Source organism: Streptomyces sp. NPDC014894 (genome assembly GCF_043080985.1).
GTDB lineage: Bacteria > Actinomycetota > Actinomycetes > Streptomycetales > Streptomycetaceae > Streptomyces.
This window is the reverse complement of the sequence record NZ_JBIBWD010000033.1, coordinates 1-15,825: the sequence shown is the minus strand read 5'-3', so window position 1 is coordinate 15,825 and position 15,825 is coordinate 1. Positions and strand designations below refer to the sequence as shown.

15 protein-coding genes are annotated in these 15,825 nt (G+C 72.0%); 13 read left to right on the top strand and 2 right to left on the bottom strand.

The features are described from left to right. The 11 genes from ACF089_RS35570 to ACF089_RS35520 all read left to right on the top strand — a co-directional run. A partial coding sequence (locus ACF089_RS35570) for an amino acid adenylation domain-containing protein (protein WP_392036299.1) occupies positions 1–2,006 on the top strand: 2,006 nt, incomplete at its 5' end. Positions 2,007–2,066: 60 nt separating this feature from the next. Continuing rightward, positions 2,067–2,606, top strand: a complete 540-nt coding sequence (locus ACF089_RS35565) for a hypothetical protein (protein WP_392036296.1) — start codon at positions 2,067–2,069, stop codon at positions 2,604–2,606. Between the two features lie 290 nt (positions 2,607–2,896). Beyond that, entirely contained in the window at positions 2,897–3,502 is a 606-nt protein-coding gene (locus tag ACF089_RS35560; protein WP_392036294.1) for a hypothetical protein, read from the top strand. Between the two features lie 2 nt (positions 3,503–3,504). Continuing rightward, positions 3,505–4,665: an efflux RND transporter periplasmic adaptor subunit gene (locus tag ACF089_RS35555; RefSeq protein ID WP_392036291.1), complete on the top strand. Its 1,161-nt coding sequence runs from the start codon at positions 3,505–3,507 to the stop codon at positions 4,663–4,665. After that, on the top strand, positions 4,662–5,426 hold the full coding sequence (locus ACF089_RS35550) for an ABC transporter ATP-binding protein (protein WP_392036289.1): 765 nt from the start codon (positions 4,662–4,664) through the stop codon (positions 5,424–5,426). The genes ACF089_RS35555 and ACF089_RS35550 overlap by 4 nt, the downstream gene beginning before the upstream one ends. Beyond that, on the top strand, positions 5,423–6,625 hold the full coding sequence (locus tag ACF089_RS35545; protein ID WP_392036286.1) for an ABC transporter permease: 1,203 nt from the start codon (positions 5,423–5,425) through the stop codon (positions 6,623–6,625). The genes ACF089_RS35550 and ACF089_RS35545 overlap by 4 nt, the downstream gene beginning before the upstream one ends. Positions 6,626–6,734: 109 nt before the next feature. Next, positions 6,735–7,301 (top strand): chorismate mutase, encoded by a 567-nt coding sequence (aroH, locus tag ACF089_RS35540; protein ID WP_392036284.1) that lies wholly within the window; start codon positions 6,735–6,737, stop codon positions 7,299–7,301. A 408-nt stretch (positions 7,302–7,709) separates the two neighbouring features. Beyond that, positions 7,710–8,048, top strand: a complete 339-nt coding sequence (locus ACF089_RS35535; protein ID WP_392036281.1) for an antibiotic biosynthesis monooxygenase family protein — start codon at positions 7,710–7,712, stop codon at positions 8,046–8,048. After that, positions 8,045–8,929 carry an NAD(P)-dependent oxidoreductase gene (locus ACF089_RS35530; protein ID WP_392036278.1) on the top strand — a complete coding sequence of 295 codons (885 nt, stop codon included), beginning with the start codon at positions 8,045–8,047 and terminating at the stop codon, positions 8,927–8,929. Before ACF089_RS35535 ends, ACF089_RS35530 begins: the two co-directional genes overlap by 4 nt. After that, positions 8,926–9,882 (top strand): amidohydrolase family protein, encoded by a 957-nt coding sequence (locus tag ACF089_RS35525; RefSeq protein ID WP_392036276.1) that lies wholly within the window; start codon positions 8,926–8,928, stop codon positions 9,880–9,882. Before ACF089_RS35530 ends, ACF089_RS35525 begins: the two co-directional genes overlap by 4 nt. Continuing rightward, positions 9,879–11,120: a cytochrome P450 gene (locus tag ACF089_RS35520; protein WP_392036273.1), complete on the top strand. Its 1,242-nt coding sequence runs from the start codon at positions 9,879–9,881 to the stop codon at positions 11,118–11,120. The genes ACF089_RS35525 and ACF089_RS35520 overlap by 4 nt, the downstream gene beginning before the upstream one ends. 93 nt (positions 11,121–11,213) lie before the next feature. Here ACF089_RS35520 and ACF089_RS35515 read toward each other — a convergent pair whose 3' ends face one another. Next, positions 11,214–12,422: a hypothetical protein gene (locus ACF089_RS35515; protein ID WP_392036270.1), complete on the bottom strand. Its 1,209-nt coding sequence runs from the start codon at positions 12,420–12,422 to the stop codon at positions 11,214–11,216. Positions 12,423–12,876: 454 nt separating this feature from the next. Here ACF089_RS35515 and ACF089_RS35510 point away from each other — a divergent pair, with 454 nt between their 5' ends. After that, positions 12,877–13,386, top strand: coding sequence for a GNAT family N-acetyltransferase (locus ACF089_RS35510; RefSeq protein WP_392036267.1), 510 nt, complete (start codon positions 12,877–12,879; stop codon positions 13,384–13,386). Positions 13,387–13,503: 117 nt separating this feature from the next. Here the strand turns inward: ACF089_RS35510 and ACF089_RS35505 are convergent, their stop codons facing one another. Further along, positions 13,504–14,526: a D-alanyl-D-alanine carboxypeptidase family protein gene (locus ACF089_RS35505; RefSeq protein WP_392036264.1), complete on the bottom strand. Its 1,023-nt coding sequence runs from the start codon at positions 14,524–14,526 to the stop codon at positions 13,504–13,506. A gap of 353 nt (positions 14,527–14,879) precedes the next feature. Here ACF089_RS35505 and ACF089_RS35500 point away from each other — a divergent pair, with 353 nt between their 5' ends. Continuing rightward, positions 14,880–15,683, top strand: coding sequence for an SAM-dependent methyltransferase (locus ACF089_RS35500; RefSeq protein WP_392036261.1), 804 nt, complete (start codon positions 14,880–14,882; stop codon positions 15,681–15,683). Positions 15,684–15,825: the final 142 nt, after the last annotated feature.

The following is a 15,825-nucleotide window of genomic DNA, read 5'->3' as shown; positions in this document are numbered from 1 at the left end:
ACGCGGCGTATGTGATCTACACGTCCGGTTCCACGGGCCGTCCCAAGGGCGTCGTGGTCTCCCATCGGGGCCTCGGCAACCTGGTCGCCGCCCAGCGGGCCAGGCTGGATGTGGGAGCCGGATCGCGGCTGCTGCAACTGGCGTCGCTGAGCTTCGACGCCTCCGTGTGGGAGCTGTGCACCGCACTGCTCTCGGGTGCGGCGCTGGTGGTGGCCGACGCGGATCAGCTGCCGCCGCACGGATCGCTGGAAGAGGTGACGAGCCGCTACGGCGTGACCCATCTGCTGGTGCCGCCGTCGGTGCTCGCGCCGGTGCGGCAGCTGCCGGACAGCGTGGTCGGACTCGTCGTGGGAGGCGAGGCGTGCCCGCCGTCGCTGGTCGAGCGCTGGTCCTCGCAACTGCGTCTCGTCAACGCCTACGGGCCGACCGAGGTCACCGTCATGGCCTCGCTGAGCGAGCCGCTGACGCCTGCGGGCGAGGACAGCCCCGTCTCGATCGGAGGGCCGCTGCTCAACACCCGGGCCTATGTGCTCGACGGTTTCCTTCAGCCGGTGCCGGTGGGTGTGGCCGGGGAGCTGTATGTGTCGGGTCCGGGTCTGGCCCGGGGCTATCTGGGCCGGGCTGGTCTGACGTCCGAGCGGTTCGTGGCCAGTCCGTACGGGCGTGGGGAGCGGATGTACCGGACGGGGGACCTGGTGCGGTGGACGGCCGGCGGTGAGCTGGTCTTCGCCGGGCGGGCGGACGAGCAGGTGAAGATCCGCGGGTTCCGGGTGGAGCCGGGGGAGATCGAGTCCGTGCTCGCCGGTCATGACACCGTCGACCGGGCCGCGGTCATCGTCCGCGAGGACCGGCCCGGAGCCAAGCGGCTCGTCGCCTATGTCGTCCCCCGGACCGAGGCCGGAATCGACGTACCGGCGCTGCGGCAGTTCGCGGCCCAGCGGCTGCCCGACTACATGGTCCCCGCGGCCACGGTCGTCCTGGACGCCCTGCCGGTCACGGTCAACGGCAAGCTCAACCGCAAGGCGCTGCCCGCCCCGGACCTCGCGGGGCTGGAGGGCCGCGCCGCCGCCACTCCCACCGAGGAAGCGCTCTGCGAACTCTTCGCCGAGGTGCTCGGCCTCGAACGGGTCGGCGCCGACGTCTCGTTCTTCGACCTCGGCGGCGACTCACTGATCGCCATGCGGCTGATCGCGCTGATCCGCAATGTGCTCAACGCGGAAGTCAGCATCAGGGCGCTCATCGGTGCGCCCACCGTGGAGGCGGTGGCCCGGTCGCTCACCGGCGGCCCCGGCGCCGACGACACCGGCCTGCTGCTGCCGATCAGGACCGAGGGCGATCAGCCGCCCCTGTTCTGCGTCCATCCGAGCACCGGACTGAGCTGGTGCTACACCGGCCTGGCGGAGCATCTGCCGTCCGACCGGCCCGTCTACGGCCTCCAGGCCAGAGGCTTCGGCGCGGACGAGGAGACGCCGCCGACCCTGGAGGAGATGGCCGCCGACTACGCCGACCGGATCCGGGCCGTCCAGCCCGCCGGGCCCTACCACCTCCTCGGCTGGTCCTTCGGCGGGACCACGGCGCAGGCCGTGGCCACCCGTCTCCAGGAGCTGGGGGAGGAGGTCGCCCTGCTGGTCAGCCTGGACGGCTACCCGAACCCCGCCGAGCCCCCGCACGGCGTGCCGGAAGGCGCTCCCGGGGACGCCGGCGCCGCGCCGCGGAACAGGGTCCGGATGCTGCGCGAGATCCACGAGGTGAACGCACGCAATGTGCGTCTCCTGCACGAGTTCACCCCCCGTGTCTACCGGGGCGACCTGATGCTCTTCATCGCATCCGAAGGAAATCCGGCAATCGGGCAGACGGCAGGGTCGCCGAACAGTTGGACACCCTATGTGGATGGGATCGTGGAGAGCGTCACGGTCAAGTCCGATCACGACGGAATGATGAAGCCGACGCCCCTCGCGGAAATCGGACGTCTGATTTCCGCACGACTCCAGGACAGGGGAGTGTAAATGGACGACAGGGTGGGTCCCGCAGAGGGACGGGAAACCGACCGTAAGAAGCAGTTGCGCATGGCCGTAGCGGTCGGCGTGGGCTCGGGGCTGTCCGTCGCCCTCGTGGTCGCCGGACTGGCCTTCGCGTTCGACTCGGCCGGTTCGTCCGACGGGGACAACAAGCCCGCCGGCGCCGCGGCCTCGCCGTCGGAGAAGGTGGACGACGAGAAGTACATCGCCAATCTCGCCTTCTCCAAGTGCCTTCGGGCACAGGGCGTGGAGAAATTCCCGCTGCCCGAGACCAATGGTTCGATCAGGCTTGAGGCGTCCTCCGGGATAGACGTCAACACCAAGGAGTTCAAGCAGGCCGAGGAAACCTGCCGCAAGCAGGCGCCACCGGTCGGACAGAAGCAGAGCAGGCCCCCGGACGCGCCCAAAATCGACGCGACGAAATATGTCGCCTGTATGCGGGAGAACGGCCAGCCCGACTTTCCCGAGCCCGACGAGGGGGGAATGTTCATGGGAATCGACCTGAACACCCCCGAGTACAAGGCGGCGCAGAAGAAGTGCGTCAAGTTCATGCCCGTGCTCGGCGGTCCCCCCGCGGCCACCTCCTAGTCCGGCCCTCCCGGCCCCGGTCCGCCGCCCCCCTCGGCGGACCGGGGCCCTTCTCGTGCGCCGTGACCCGGCCGGAGCGCCGGCACGGATGCGGGCACGCCCTCGCGTACGGCCGCCGTGACCCGGGCCGGTGCGGGCAGGTCCTCCCCGTACGGCCGTGACCTCGGCCGGAGCGCGCCGCCAAGAGCGAAACCGTGCTGAAACCGCGGCCTCCGTAGAAAGGACCACGAGACGGAAGTCCGGCACCGAGCCGTCGGGCGGACGCAGGTCATCGAGTTATGGAGAGTCACATGACAGTCACATCCCTCCGTGCGGCCGACCGGAGCAGGACCGGTACGAGCCGGCTGCGCCGGACCACCGCGATGGCCGTCCTGCTGACGTCCGTCACCCTGCTCGTCGGAGCCTGCGGGGACGACGGGAAGGACAAGCCCCCGGTGGCCAGCGTGCCGTCGGCGAAGCAGACCTCCGAGGGCGCCGCCGAGGAAGCGGGCAAGGGCGACCCGGTCGCGTACGCCAAGTGCATGCGCCAGAACGGCGTGGAGGACTTCCCGGACCCGCGGTCCGGCGGCGGCATCACCCTCCCGAAGGGCGTCGACCCGCAGTCCGACGCCTTCAAGAAGTCGGAGGAGGCGTGCAAGGAGCACCGGCCGACCCGGGGCTCCGTCGAGGTGCCGGGCGGCAATGAGTGGAGCAGCGACGACCAGGTCAAGTTCGCCCAGTGCATGCGCAAGAACGGGCTCTCCGACTTCCCCGACCCCGACGCCGAGGGCGGCGTGATCCTCGGGCAGGACACCGGAGTGGACCCCAAGTCCGAGCAGTTCAAGAAGGCCGACGAGGCCTGCAAGCAGTACAAGCCGCAGGGCGCTCCGGCTCCCGGCGCTGAGGGCGGAAACTGACCGTGACCACTGCAGAGATCTCCACCGAGGGCGCGGAGAGCGCCCCGCCGCCCGATGAGCCGGAGCAGCGCCCCCGGGCGCGCCACCGCCGGCGCGGACGGACCGCGGCGATCGTCGTCGCCCTGGTCGCGGCGGGCGGGGTGGGGGTGGCCGTGGCCGGCCCCCTCGACGCCCGGAGCGACGACACCACCGTCAGCAGCAAGGACACCGCGACCAGCACCGCCAAGGTGACCAAGGGCACGCTGTCCTCCCGCACCCAGCAGAACGGCACCCTGGGCTACGCCGGTTCGTACGACGTGGTCAACAAGACCAGCGGCACGGTCACCCGGGTGCCCGCCGTGGGCCAGGTGATCCGCGAGGGCAAGCCGCTGTACTGGGTCGACGGCGAGCCGGTGATCCTGCTGAAGGGCGCCAGAACGCCGGTCTACCGGGCGCTGGAGCGCGGCGACGAGGGCGAGGACGTCAAGCAGCTCAACGCGGCGCTCGTCGAACTCGGCTACGCCACCGACGAGCAGATCGACCCCGACTCCGACTACTTCAGCCGGCAGACGCGCTGGGCGCTCAAGAAGCTCCAGGACGACATCGGCGTGGAGGAGACCGGCAAACTCGGCCTCGGACAGGCGCTGTTCCTGCCGGTCGACGAGATCCGCGTGACCAAGGTCGACGCGATCGTCGGCGGCTCCGCGGCCCCCGGCAAGCCCATCATCCAGGGCTCGTCGACCGGCCGTCAGGTCACCGTCGAACTCAACGCGAGCCAGCAGTCCGACGTGAAGGTCGGCGACAAGGTGACCATCACGATGCCCGACGACACCTCGACGCCCGGGGTGGTGTCGTCCGTCGGCAAGGTGGCCAAGCAGGGCGACAGCAAGACCACCATCGACGTCACCATCAAGCCGACCAAGCCGAAGGTGACCGGCCGGCTCGACAAGGCGCCCGTCCAGGTCGCCATCGTCTCCGACACCGTGAAGGACGTGCTGTCGGTGCCCGTCGACGCGCTGCTGGCCCTGGCGGGCGGCGGGTACGCGGTCGAGGTGGTCAAGGCGGACGGCACCCGTGAGCTGATCCCGGTGGAGACCAAGCTCTTCGACGGCAGCGCGGGCCGGGTCGAAGTGAGCGGCGACCGGCTCCGGGCCGGTCAGGATGTCGTGGTGCCGGGCTCATGACCGAGACGACGACCGAAGAGAGAGCGACCGGCCGGCGCGGGCCCGGCGAGCCGGTCATGCAGCTCGACCGGGTCACCAAGGTCTACCCCGGGGTCTCGCCCGTGGTGGCGCTCGACAAGGCCACCTTCACCATCCACCGCGGCGAACTCGTGGCCATCGTGGGCCCCTCGGGCTCCGGCAAGTCGACCCTGCTCCAGGTCATGGGCAGTCTCGACCGGCCCAGCTCCGGCACGGTCCGGATCGTCGGCGACGATGTCGCCAAGATGTCGGACCGGGCCCTGGCCCGGCTGCGGTCCTCCCGGATCGGCTTTGTGTTCCAGCAGTTCTTCCTGGCCCAGCACGCCACCGCGCTGGAGAACGTCGCCGACGGAATGCTGTACTCCGGCGTCCGGCACTCGGCCCGTACGGACGCGGCGACCATCGCCCTGACCAGGGTCGGACTCGGCCACCGGATCAAGCACCGGCCGGCCGAGCTGTCGGGCGGCGAGCGCCAGCGGGTCGCGATCGCCCGGGCCCTCGTCGGCAATCCCGCGATCGTGCTCGCCGACGAGCCCACCGGCAACCTCGACAGCGTCAACGGCGCGGCGATCTTCAACCTGCTGCGGGAGCTGAACGCGGAGGGCACGACCATCGTCGTGATCACCCATGACCGGGATCTCGCCACCCAGCTGCCGCGGCGCATCGAAGTCCTCGACGGCCGCATCGTCACCGACGTCGGCCCGGCGGACGGGCCGGGGTCCACGGAAAGGCGCCCGACATGACCCTCACGGCTCCACCCTCCGGGCGGATGCACCCGGCCGATGTGGCCAGGACCGCCAGCGTCGGGCTCCGCACCCGGCGGATGCGGGCCGCGCTCTCGGCGCTCGGCATCGCGATCGGCGTCGCGGCGATGGTGGCGGTGCTCGGTCTGTCGGCCTCCTCGCAGGCCGGACTCCTCGCCGAGATCGACAAGCTGGGCACCAATCTGCTGCGGGTGGCCCCCGGCCAGACCCTCAGCGGCGAGGACGCCAAACTGCCCGTCGAGGCACCGGCGATGATCGACCGCATCGGCCCGGTGGAGAACGTCCAGAGCACCGGCAACACCAAGGCGTCCGCCTACCGCAACCAGCACATCCCCAAGGCGAACACCAACGCCATCTCGGTGACCGCCACCAGCCTCGGGCTGCCCGGGGCGGTGCGCGCGTCCGTCGCCGAGGGCCGGTTCCTGAACAAGGCCACCGCCGAGCAGCCGGTCGCCGTCCTCGGCGCGACCGCCGCCAAGCGGCTGGGCATATCGCGGATCCACTCCGGGGCCCGGATCTGGGTCGGCGGACAGTGGTTCTACGTCGTCGGCATCCTCGAATCCGTACGGCTGACGCCCGAGATCAACGCGGCGGTGATGGTCGGCTGGCCGGCCGCCGAGAAGTACCTCGACTTCGACGGCCACCCGTCCACGGTCTACGTACGCGCCGACACCGACCAGGTGACGGACGTACAGAAGGTCCTCGCCGCGACGGCCAACCCGGAGAAGGCCGAGGAGGTCAAGGTCAGCCAGCCCTCGGCCGCGCTCGAAGCCCGGGCCGCGACCCAGTCCGCGCTCAACGGGCTCTTCCTCGGCCTGGGGGCCGTGGCCCTGCTCGTCGGCGGGATCGGGGTCGCCAACACCATGGTCATCTCGGTGCTCGAACGCCGGTCGGAGATCGGGCTCCGGCGCGCGCTCGGCGCGACCAAGGGGAACATCCTGGTCCAGTTCCTGTCCGAGGCGGTGCTGCTCGCCGCGCTCGGCGGTGTCGCGGGAGTGGCCCTGGGCAGTCTGGCCACCGCCGTCTACGCCCAGATCAAGGGGTGGGAGACGGTGGTCCCGGTGCTCGCCTGGGGCGGCGGACTCGTCGCGGCCGTCGCCATCGGCGCGCTCGCCGGACTGCTCCCCGCGCTCCGCGCCGCCCGGCTCCAGCCCACCGAGGCGCTCCGCATCGCATGACGCCACCGTGCCCGGCACGCGGCCGGCCCAGGCCGCGTGCCGGGCACCGGCATGCCGAGGCGGGGCACGGAGGAACACGGAGGAAGACGTGTCCCCACACATTCCCCTCATGGCGCTGACCGCCGGCCTGCTGGTGATCACCGCCATGGTCGCGGCGCTCGTTCTGAGCTGTACGTCCGGCGAGCCGCGCGCGTCTCGCGAGCGCCCGCCGGGTCCGCCGGGTCCGCCGGTCGGACGGCGCGTCGACCGCGCGGTCCTCGCGGGGTTCCTCTCCGGCGGGGGAGCGGTCGCCACCCGGGCGATCCGGGGAGCCACCCAGGCCGACGGGAACGACCGGGAGAGCATCCTCGAGGCGACGGCCGAGCTGCTCGCGGAGGTCATGCACCGCAACGCGCTCACCGTCGACGACGTCATCTCCGTCCTGTTCACCGCGACCCCGGACCTGACGGCCGAGTTCCCCGCCCTCGCCGCGCGCACCTCCGGCCTCCACGACGTGCCCCTGCTCTGCGCCGTCGAGATCGACGTCCCCGGCGCACCGCCCCGAGTCGTCCGGCTGCTGGTCCACGCCGACACCGGCCGCCCCCGCGCCCAGATCCAGCACGTCTATCTGCGCGGCGCGCCGGAACCGCGCGAGGACCCGGCGGGGGCCCGACGGGCTGAGGGCCCGGGCGCGTGACCGGGCGCGCGTGACCGGCGCGGACCCGGCGACCGTACGCCCGGCGCGACCGTACGCCCGGCGCGACCGTACGCCCGGCGCGGGCGGACCCGCGCCGCCGGACCTCGCGGGATCTGCCGCCCCGCCCCGCCTCTCCGCCCCGCCTCACCGCGACGGCCCCTCCGGGCGCGGCCCGGCGACGCCACCGGAACGGAGCAAGCCCGCCCGGCCCCGCCCGGCGCCCCGGAGACGTACCCGCCGCCGCCCCGCGCCCGCACCCGAAGAGCGCAGCCCCCTCACCCGTACGCACCGGTACGCCCGGCGGAGCCCCGCGCCTTGCCCGGCCCCGGCCGCGCCGGAGTTGCGTGCCCACGGCAGCCATGAGTCCGTGGATGCGTGCTTTGCCGGAAATGACCGTCAGGAGGAGGCATGCGCACCGAGCAGAACGGCCACCAGGCCGACAAGCTGTCCGTGGTGTACTCGGTCCACGTGGTCGAAGGCGGGGAACAGGGATTCCGCGACGCCTACGACCGCATACGGAAGTCCGTCGCCAGCGTCCCCGGCCACATCATCGACCGGCTGGGAGAACCCATCGACGACTCCCGGCAGTGGGTGATCAGCAGCGAATGGGAGTCGCCCGAACACTTCTTCGCCTGGCAGCAGGGCGAAGACCACCGGGCGCTGCTGGAACCGCTCCGAGTCTGGGTCGACCAGACCCAGTCGCTGCGGTTCCGGATCATCCAGGAAACCGTGGGAGCCAAGCCATGACACACCCCACCGGCCCCGTCGCAGTGCTCGGCCTCGGCTCGATGGGCACCGGCCTCGCCACCCGCCTTCTCGACCAGGGCGTCCAGGTCCGCGTCTGGAACCGCACCGCGGAGCGGACCGCGCCGCTCGCCGCGGCCGGCGCCGTCGCGGCGGACCACCCCGCCGCCGCCATCGAGGGCACCAGCGCCGCCATCTGCACCGTCGCCGACAGCGACGCCCTCGCCGCCGTGCTGCGCGGCCCGGACGGCATCCTCTCCGGCGGCGCGTACCCCGGCGCCCTCGTCTGCGCCAGCACCGTCGCCCCCGAAGAGGTCGTCCGGCTCACCGGAGACCTGCACTCCGTGCTGGACGTCGGCATGCTCGGCAACCGCGAACACGCCCGCAGCGGTGAGCTGCGCCTCTTCGTCGGCGGCGAGGAACGCGTCTTCGCCGCCGGGCGCCCCCTGCTCGAACTGCTCGGCAAGCAAGTCGTCCACCTGGGCGAACTCGGCTCCGGCATGCGGATGAAGCTGCTCCTCAACCTGCTGATGGGCATCGAGGTGCAGGCCATGGCCGAGGCCGTCGAACTGGCCGCGGCCTCCGGACTCGACCGCGGACTCGTCCTCGACGCCATCGCCGGCAGCGGCTTCGCCTCACCCGTCATGGCCTTCAAGTCCAAACGCCTGACCGCGGGCCGCTTCGACCAGCCCGACTTCCGGCTGCGCCTGATGGCCAAGGACCTGCTGCTGGCGTCGAGCCAGGCCACCGCGGCCGGACTGCGCCTCCCGCTGCTCGCCGCCGCCACCGAGACCCATGTCAGCGCCACCGAACAGGGCCACGGCGACGAGGACTGCGTCGCCGTCGCCCACGCGCTCACACCGACACCGGGAACCCGCCCATGATCATCGACATCCATGGACACCTCTCCCCGCCCGAGGCCGCCCGGCGCTTCCCCATGCCCCCCGCCCTCACCGACGTCGACGGCATGCTCGCCGCCCGCGCCGAGGCCGGCATCGACCTCACCATCATCGGCAGCCCCGTCGGCGCCGGCGCGATGGCCCGCGTCCCCGGAGTCGACAACTACCGCCAGCCGCGCGACCGGCTGCGGGGCTTCCACGCCTGGATGTCCGGACTGATCGGCACCTTCCCCGACCAGCTCCGCGGCTATGTGTACGCCAACCCGTTCGGCGACGACGACCACCTCGAAGGCGTACGGGAGACCCTCCAGGACCCCGCCTTCGTCGGCCTGATCACCACCTCCAGCGTCCACGGCGAACTCCTCGGCTCCCCGAAGGCCGACTCCTTCTTCGCCCTCGCCGCCGAGACCCGCAAACCCGTCCTGGTGCACGCCCCGGCCGAACCGATCGGCACCGAACGGGTGGACGACCTCGGCTTCGTCGAGCAGATCGGCCGCTTCGGGGACCTCACCACGGGCCTCGCCATGATCGCCTTCGCCGGCTGGCTCGACAAATACCCCGATCTGCGACTGATCGGCGCCACCGGCGGCGGCGCGCTCGCCCTGCTTCCGGAACGCCTCCAGACGGCGGCCCGCCCCCGGCACTGGGGCGCGGACGGCCCCCAGGGACAGCCCGCCGCCGCCCCGCCCGCCGACCCCGGGGCCGCGCTGCGCCGGCTGTACGTCGACACCAGCACCTTCAGCCCGGCCCATCTCGGGCTCAACGCCGAGGTCCTGGGCCCGGAACGGATGCTGTTCGGCACCGACTCACCGCCCATGAGCGTGCCCCTGGAGGAGTTCATCCGCATGATCGAGAAGCTGCCGCTCGACAAGGCGTCCCAGCAGCGCATCCTCGGCGGCAACGCCGAGGCCGTCTTCGACCTCAGGAGCCGTCCGTGACCACCGTCGACGACCCCGCCGCCGCGGCCGAACAGTGCGCCCCCGAGTTCCGGCGCGACCCCTACCCGGTCTACGAACGGCTGCGGGAGACCGCCCCCGTCTGCCCGATCCGCCCCCGGCACGGCATCGAGACCTATCTGATCACCCGGTACGAGGACGCCCGCGCCGCTCTCTCCGACCCGCGGCTGAGCAAGGACATGTACGGGGCCATGGACTCCTACCGGAGGATCTTCGGCGACTCCTCCGTGGCGCTCGACGACCACATGCTCAACTCGGATCCCCCCAAACACACCCGGCTGCGCAAACTGGTGAACTCCGGCTTCACCCCCCGCCGGGTGGAGGCCCTGCGCCCGCGCATCCAGGACATCGTGAACACCCTGCTGGACCGCTGCCCGACCCGGGAGCCGGTCGACCTGCTCCCCGCCTTCGCCTTCCCCCTGCCCATCATCGTGATCTGCGAACTCCTCGGCGTGCCCGAGGGGGACCGGGCGAAGGTCCACGACTGGTCCACGACAGTGGCGCAGACCGGCTTCAGCAAGGAGTCCAAACTCGCTCAGCAGCGCGCCGAGGAGAGCCTGTACGCGTACTTCGCGGAGATCATCGCGGAGAAGCGGACCACCCCCGGCGAGGATCTGCTCAGCGCGCTCATCGAGGCCAGGGACGAGAACGACAGCCTCACCGAGCACGAGATGATCTCCACGGCCTTCCTGCTGATGTTCGCGGGCCACAAGACGACCGCGTACCTCATCGGCAACGCCGTCCACCAGCTGCTCGCCCACCCCGACCAGCTGCGCGCCCTGCGCGAGGACCCCCAGCTGATCGGCCCGGCCGTCGAGGAGCTGCTGCGCTACGACGGCTCGGTGGAGACCGGCACCTTCCGGTACGCCACGGAGGACCTCGACATCGCCGGGACCCGGATCCCTGAGGGCGCCCTCGTGCAGATCGCGCTCAACTCCGCCAACCGCGATCCGCTCAAGTTCGACGCCCCCGACCGGTTCGACGTCAACCGGCCGGGAAACGCGCAGAGCGCCCATCTGGGATTCGGCCACGGCATCCACTACTGCCTGGGCGCGCCCCTGGCCCGGATGGAGACCCAGATCGCCCTCACCGGACTCTTCGGCCGCTTCCCGGGGCTGGCGCCTGCCGACCCCGGGCGTGAGCCGGCCTGGCTCGAAGTGCCCTTTCCGGCCTTCCGGGGCCTCACCGAGCTGTCCGTCGTCCTCGACCCCGCTCCCTGACCCTCGCCGGCCCGCCCGGCTTTCCCCGAGGGCCGGGCGGCGGGGGCGGCTGAAGCTGCTCGGGGTGCTCGGGCGGCTCGGGCGGCGGTCCGCTCAGCGCCGGCGCAGCGGCTCGAACGGATTCGGGGTCAGCCCCGTCCAGCGGTGCAGCACCGCGCGTCCCGTCTGCAGGGTGACCCCGTCCGACTGGGCCGTGCCCGCCTCGGCGACGTAGGAGCGGCCGTCGTCGAGCGAGATCAGCCCGTACTGCCCGGCCGACTGGTACCCGTACACCCCCGACTCCTCGTCGTGCAGCCCCCGGGGGGCCAGCGCGAGGATCCGGCCCAGCTCGGGGCGCGCCTGACCGCGCACCAGTCCCCAGCGGGGCCGCTGCGAGCCGTCGACGACGAAGAGGGAGTAGTTGGGGAACGTCTTCTTCTTCCCCTTGTAGACGGCCAGCCGCCAGTCGCCGCTGTGCTCGTCGTACTCCAGGTTCTGCACACCGTAGGTGGTGTTGCCGGTGTACGCGAAGAACTTGCCGCCGGGGCGCGCCGGGCCGCTGGTGTGCGGGTCGCTCTCGGTGAGCGGCCGCTCGTACCGCTCCCAGAACCGCACGTCGTACTGGAGCAGCACCTGATGGTCGTTGTCCGCGCGACCGGTGTTCGAGTACACGCCGTACGCGATGGTCAGCCGGGGTCCGCGCGAGGAGCCGAACCCGGGGCCGAAGGCGATGCCGTCGACGCCGCTGCACCCGTACCGGTGGTCGGGGGTGTTCGCGGTGTTGCCGTCGAAGACGCCGTCCCCGTTCATGTCGGCCGTGTAGTCCTCCACGACCTCCTTGAGATGGACCGTGGACAGCACCTCGTCGGTCTCGGCGTCCATGTTCATCCGGGTGATGCGGTCGCCGTCGAAGATCGCGACGTAGAACGCCTTCGCCGCCTTGTACTCCAGCGATCCGTAGACGCGGCCGTCGTCCTTGTTGAAGGCCAGATCCCCCAGATGCCCGGTGAAGCCGGTGACCGAGCCGATCGGCCGGCCGCGGAGGTCGGTCTTGACCAGGAGATTGGTGAACGAGAAGTACATGAAGCCGCCGCGCTCGTCCAGCGCCGTGCCCTGGAGATGGCCGGACCGCCAGGCGCCGCCGTCGACGGCGGCGGGGAGCGTGAGGGGAGCGGGGGCCGCCGGCCGATGGGCCCGGGCGGACGCCTCCCCGGAGTGATCGGCGGCCTCGGCCGTGCCGCCGCCCGCCACCGCGACGGCGGCCGACACGGCGACGAGGGACGCGGACAGGGCGGCGAGCCGGGCGGGTGAGTTTCTTCGCATGGATTCCTCCGACAGCCTGATCTGGGGTCTGAAGGGTTCTGCGCTCTGAGAGGTGATGCCCCGTGGGGGCGCACGGGAGACCAGCACCGGGTGAACACGGCGTGTATCCGGCGTACGACGACCGTGCCACGGCCCGGCGCGACCCGCCGTGCACACCGGGGCGGCCCGGCGGGTCGTGTTAGCGTGGATCACGCAGGGCGACCGGAATCGGCCGCGGCGATCACAGGGGGTGAGTCGATGACAGTCACGGAGACCGCAGCGGTACGCAGCGTCCGGACCGTCCTCACGCTCCGGATCCCGGTCTGAGCCGAGCCGCGCGGTCCGGGCGGAGAGCCGTGCCGAGCCGGCCGAATGCCGCGCCGAGCCGGTCGAGCGCCGCGCCGGGCAGGCCGAACAGCCGCGCCGGCAGGCCGCGAGAGTCGCCCCTTCCCCCGCACCGAGGAAACGGAACGCCATGACCACCTGGACCACCCGCCCCGAGCAGCCCGAGGACGTCGCGGCCGTCCACGCCGTCAACGCCGCCGCCTTCCCCACCCCGGCCGAGGCCGATCTCGTCGACGCCCTGCGCACCGACGCCGAGGCCTGGATCGACGGGCTCTCCCTGGTGGCCCAGGCTCCCGACGGCACTCTCGCCGCCCACGCCCTGCTCACCCGCTGCCATGTCGACGGCCGGCCCGCGCTCGCGCTCGCACCGTGCGCGACGCTCCCCGCGTACCAGCGGCAGGGCGCCGGGTCGGCGGCGATCCGCGCCGCGCTCGAAGCCGCGCGGCAGCGGGGGGAGAGCCTGGTGCTGGTCCTCGGCCACGCCGACTACTACCCCCGGTTCGGCTTCGAACCGGCCTCCCGCTGGGGGATCCGCGCGCCGTTCGAGGTGCCCGACGAGGCGATGATGGCCCTCGTCCTCGACTCGGACCAGCCGGTCCCGTCCGGCGTCATCCAGTACGCGGACGCCTTCGGCGTCTGATCCGGGCGTCGCCCGGCCGCCACGTCGGTCGTGCCCGCCATGCCGGTCGTACCCGACGGGCCGTCGCGCCCGGCGGACACCTCAGACCCGGCGGACCCGTCCGGACCGGCGGGCGCCTCAGGCCCGGCGGACCGCGCGGGCCTCGCCCAGTTCCCGCTGGGCCGCCGTGATCAGCTCCCGGCTGCTCTCGAAGGCGGCCCGAAGGCCCTCCGCCGGGGTGGTGTTCGCCCTCTGGTGCAGCACCACCCCGATGATGAGGCCCTTGCCGTGACCGTCGCCGGTCTCGGCCGCCCACATCAGAGCACCGCCCGCCGGAGTGCTCGACCCGGTCTTCAGCCCCACCACCCCCGAGGTCCCCAGCAGTCTGTTGGTGTTGGCGACCGTCCCGGTGACATCGCCGACGGTGACCTCCGGAGTGGCGACGACCGACCGGAACACCTCGTCCCGCATGACCGCCCGGGCGAGCCGCAGCTGATCGGCGGCGGTACTGGTGGTCGTGGCCTCAAAACCGCTCGCGCCGGTGTACGTCGTACGTCCCATCCCCAGATCGGCCGCGGCATGGTTCATCTTCTCGACGAAGGCCCGCTCCGTGCCTGAGTCCCACCGCGCCAGCAGCCGGGCGGCGTTGTTGCCCGACGGCAGCAGAAGCAGCTCCAACAGCTGACGCTGTGTCAACTCCTGTCCGGCCCGGACCCGCACGGTCGACTCGTCCAGCGAGTGGGACTCGTCCTCGGCCCGCTGGTCGACCGTGATCCTGGGTCCGGACTCGCCCTGGCGGAGCGGATGCTCCCGCAGGACGACATACGCGGTCATCACCTTGGCGACGCTGGCGATCGGCACCGGCTTCTGCTCGCCGCTGGTCCCGAGCGAGCCGATGCCGGGGACCGCCACACTCGCCTGGCCGTCGTCGGGCCACGGCAGCTCCATGGCCGCGCCGCTCCCCGACGCCGCGACGGCGACCCGCCCGTCCGGCCCCGTGTTCCGGGCCGCGAGCCCCCCGCCGCCGAGCAGCGCCAGGACCAGCACCACGCCCACGACCCACCGCACCCGCCGGGAGAGGCGACGCCGACGTGCCGGCGGCACGTCGACGGCCGCCGGCCATCGCTGGACGGACGGACCTGTACCGGACTGGGCCTGCATGGATACCTCCGGGAGACGGGCGCCGATCTGCGCACACCCTCACCCTGCGGCGCGCACGTCTTCGCCCGCCCGAGACCGGCCACCGGTCAGCGCTCGGCCGTGTATCCGCCCCGTATCGGCGGACGGCGGCGGCCGGGACGGCCGGTGATCCCGATATCACCGTGCGATACGGAGCGCGGACGGCCGCGCGAGGGGGCATGCTCTCACCGGTGCGCGAACACTCGGCGCGCGAACACGCTGTGTCGCCTATCACTCAACTGAGGCCCGTGTCACACTACTTGGGGCTTCCGCGCGGCCCGGCGCAGCACGCCGGGCGCACACCGGGGAGCGGCGAGACAGACGGAGGGCGATCGATGGCGGACACCGGTGACGGCTTTGGTGCGATTGACACCAGCAAGCCTCATCCGGCCCGGATGTACGACTACTACCTCGGCGGGAAGGACAGCTATCCCGTCGACTGGGAAGCCGCCGAGAAGGTGATCTCACTCTTTCCGTCCGTCAGAACCATGGCCCGGGTCAACCGCTCGTTCATGCAACGGGCCTCCCAGCTGCTGGCCGACCGGGGCGTGCGCCAGTTCCTGGACATAGGGACCGGCATCCCCACCGAGCCCAACCTCCACCAAGTGGTGCAGAAGGCCGTTCCCGAGGCGCGCGTGGTCTACGTGGACAACGATCCCATCGTGCTGCGCCACGCGGAGGCGCTGCTCCGCGGCACGTCCGAGGGGCGCACCGAGTATCTCCAGGCCGACGTCCGCGAGGTCGAGAAGATCCTCGAAGGCGCCGCGCAGATACTGGACTTCCGCAAGCCGGTGGCGCTCTCCCTCATCGCGCTGCTGCACTTCATCACGGACGAGCACGACCCGCGCGGCATCGTACGGCGGCTGATGGAGCCGCTCGCCCCGGGGAGCTGTCTGGTGCTGTCGCATGTGAGCGGCGAGTTCGACCCGCGGACCTGGGAGCGCGTCGTCCAGATCTACCGTGAGAACGGCATCCCCTCCCAGGCCCGGTCGCGGGTGGAGCTGGCCGCCTTCTTCGAGGGCCTGGAGCTGCTCGACCCGGGCGTCGAGCTGGCCACCCGCTGGCGTCCGGACCCGGGCGCGGAGCTGGTGGAGGGCGTGGTCGCCCCCATTCACGGGGCGGTCGCCCGGAAGGGCTGAGGACATGACGAGGCCCCACGGCACGCCGTGGGGCCGGTCGTCGCTCTCCGGTCAGCCCTTGCGCTTGTTGATCTCTTCGGTGAGCTGGGGCACGACCGTGAACAGATCGCCCACGACCCCGTAATCGACCAGATCGAAGATC

What these genes read in the sequence shown, in the direction of transcription:
- ACF089_RS35565 (WP_392036296.1), top strand. Translation starts at nt 2,067, where the DNA reads ATGGCCGTAGCGGTCGGCGTGGGCTCGGGGCTGTCCGTCGCCCTCGTG.
- ACF089_RS35560 (WP_392036294.1), top strand. Translation starts at nt 2,897, where the DNA reads ATGACAGTCACATCCCTCCGTGCGGCCGACCGGAGCAGGACCGGTACG.
- ACF089_RS35550 (WP_392036289.1), top strand. Translation starts at nt 4,662, where the DNA reads ATGACCGAGACGACGACCGAAGAGAGAGCGACCGGCCGGCGCGGGCCC.
- ACF089_RS35545 (WP_392036286.1), top strand. Translation starts at nt 5,423, where the DNA reads ATGACCCTCACGGCTCCACCCTCCGGGCGGATGCACCCGGCCGATGTG.
- aroH (WP_392036284.1), top strand. Translation starts at nt 6,735, where the DNA reads ATGGCGCTGACCGCCGGCCTGCTGGTGATCACCGCCATGGTCGCGGCG.
- ACF089_RS35535 (WP_392036281.1), top strand. Translation starts at nt 7,710, where the DNA reads ATGCGCACCGAGCAGAACGGCCACCAGGCCGACAAGCTGTCCGTGGTG.
- ACF089_RS35530 (WP_392036278.1), top strand. Translation starts at nt 8,045, where the DNA reads ATGACACACCCCACCGGCCCCGTCGCAGTGCTCGGCCTCGGCTCGATG.
- ACF089_RS35525 (WP_392036276.1), top strand. Translation starts at nt 8,926, where the DNA reads ATGATCATCGACATCCATGGACACCTCTCCCCGCCCGAGGCCGCCCGG.
- ACF089_RS35515 (WP_392036270.1), bottom strand. Translation starts at nt 12,422, where the DNA reads ATGCGAAGAAACTCACCCGCCCGGCTCGCCGCCCTGTCCGCGTCCCTC.
- ACF089_RS35510 (WP_392036267.1), top strand. Translation starts at nt 12,877, where the DNA reads ATGACCACCTGGACCACCCGCCCCGAGCAGCCCGAGGACGTCGCGGCC.
- ACF089_RS35505 (WP_392036264.1), bottom strand. Translation starts at nt 14,526, where the DNA reads ATGCAGGCCCAGTCCGGTACAGGTCCGTCCGTCCAGCGATGGCCGGCG.
- ACF089_RS35500 (WP_392036261.1), top strand. Translation starts at nt 14,880, where the DNA reads ATGGCGGACACCGGTGACGGCTTTGGTGCGATTGACACCAGCAAGCCT.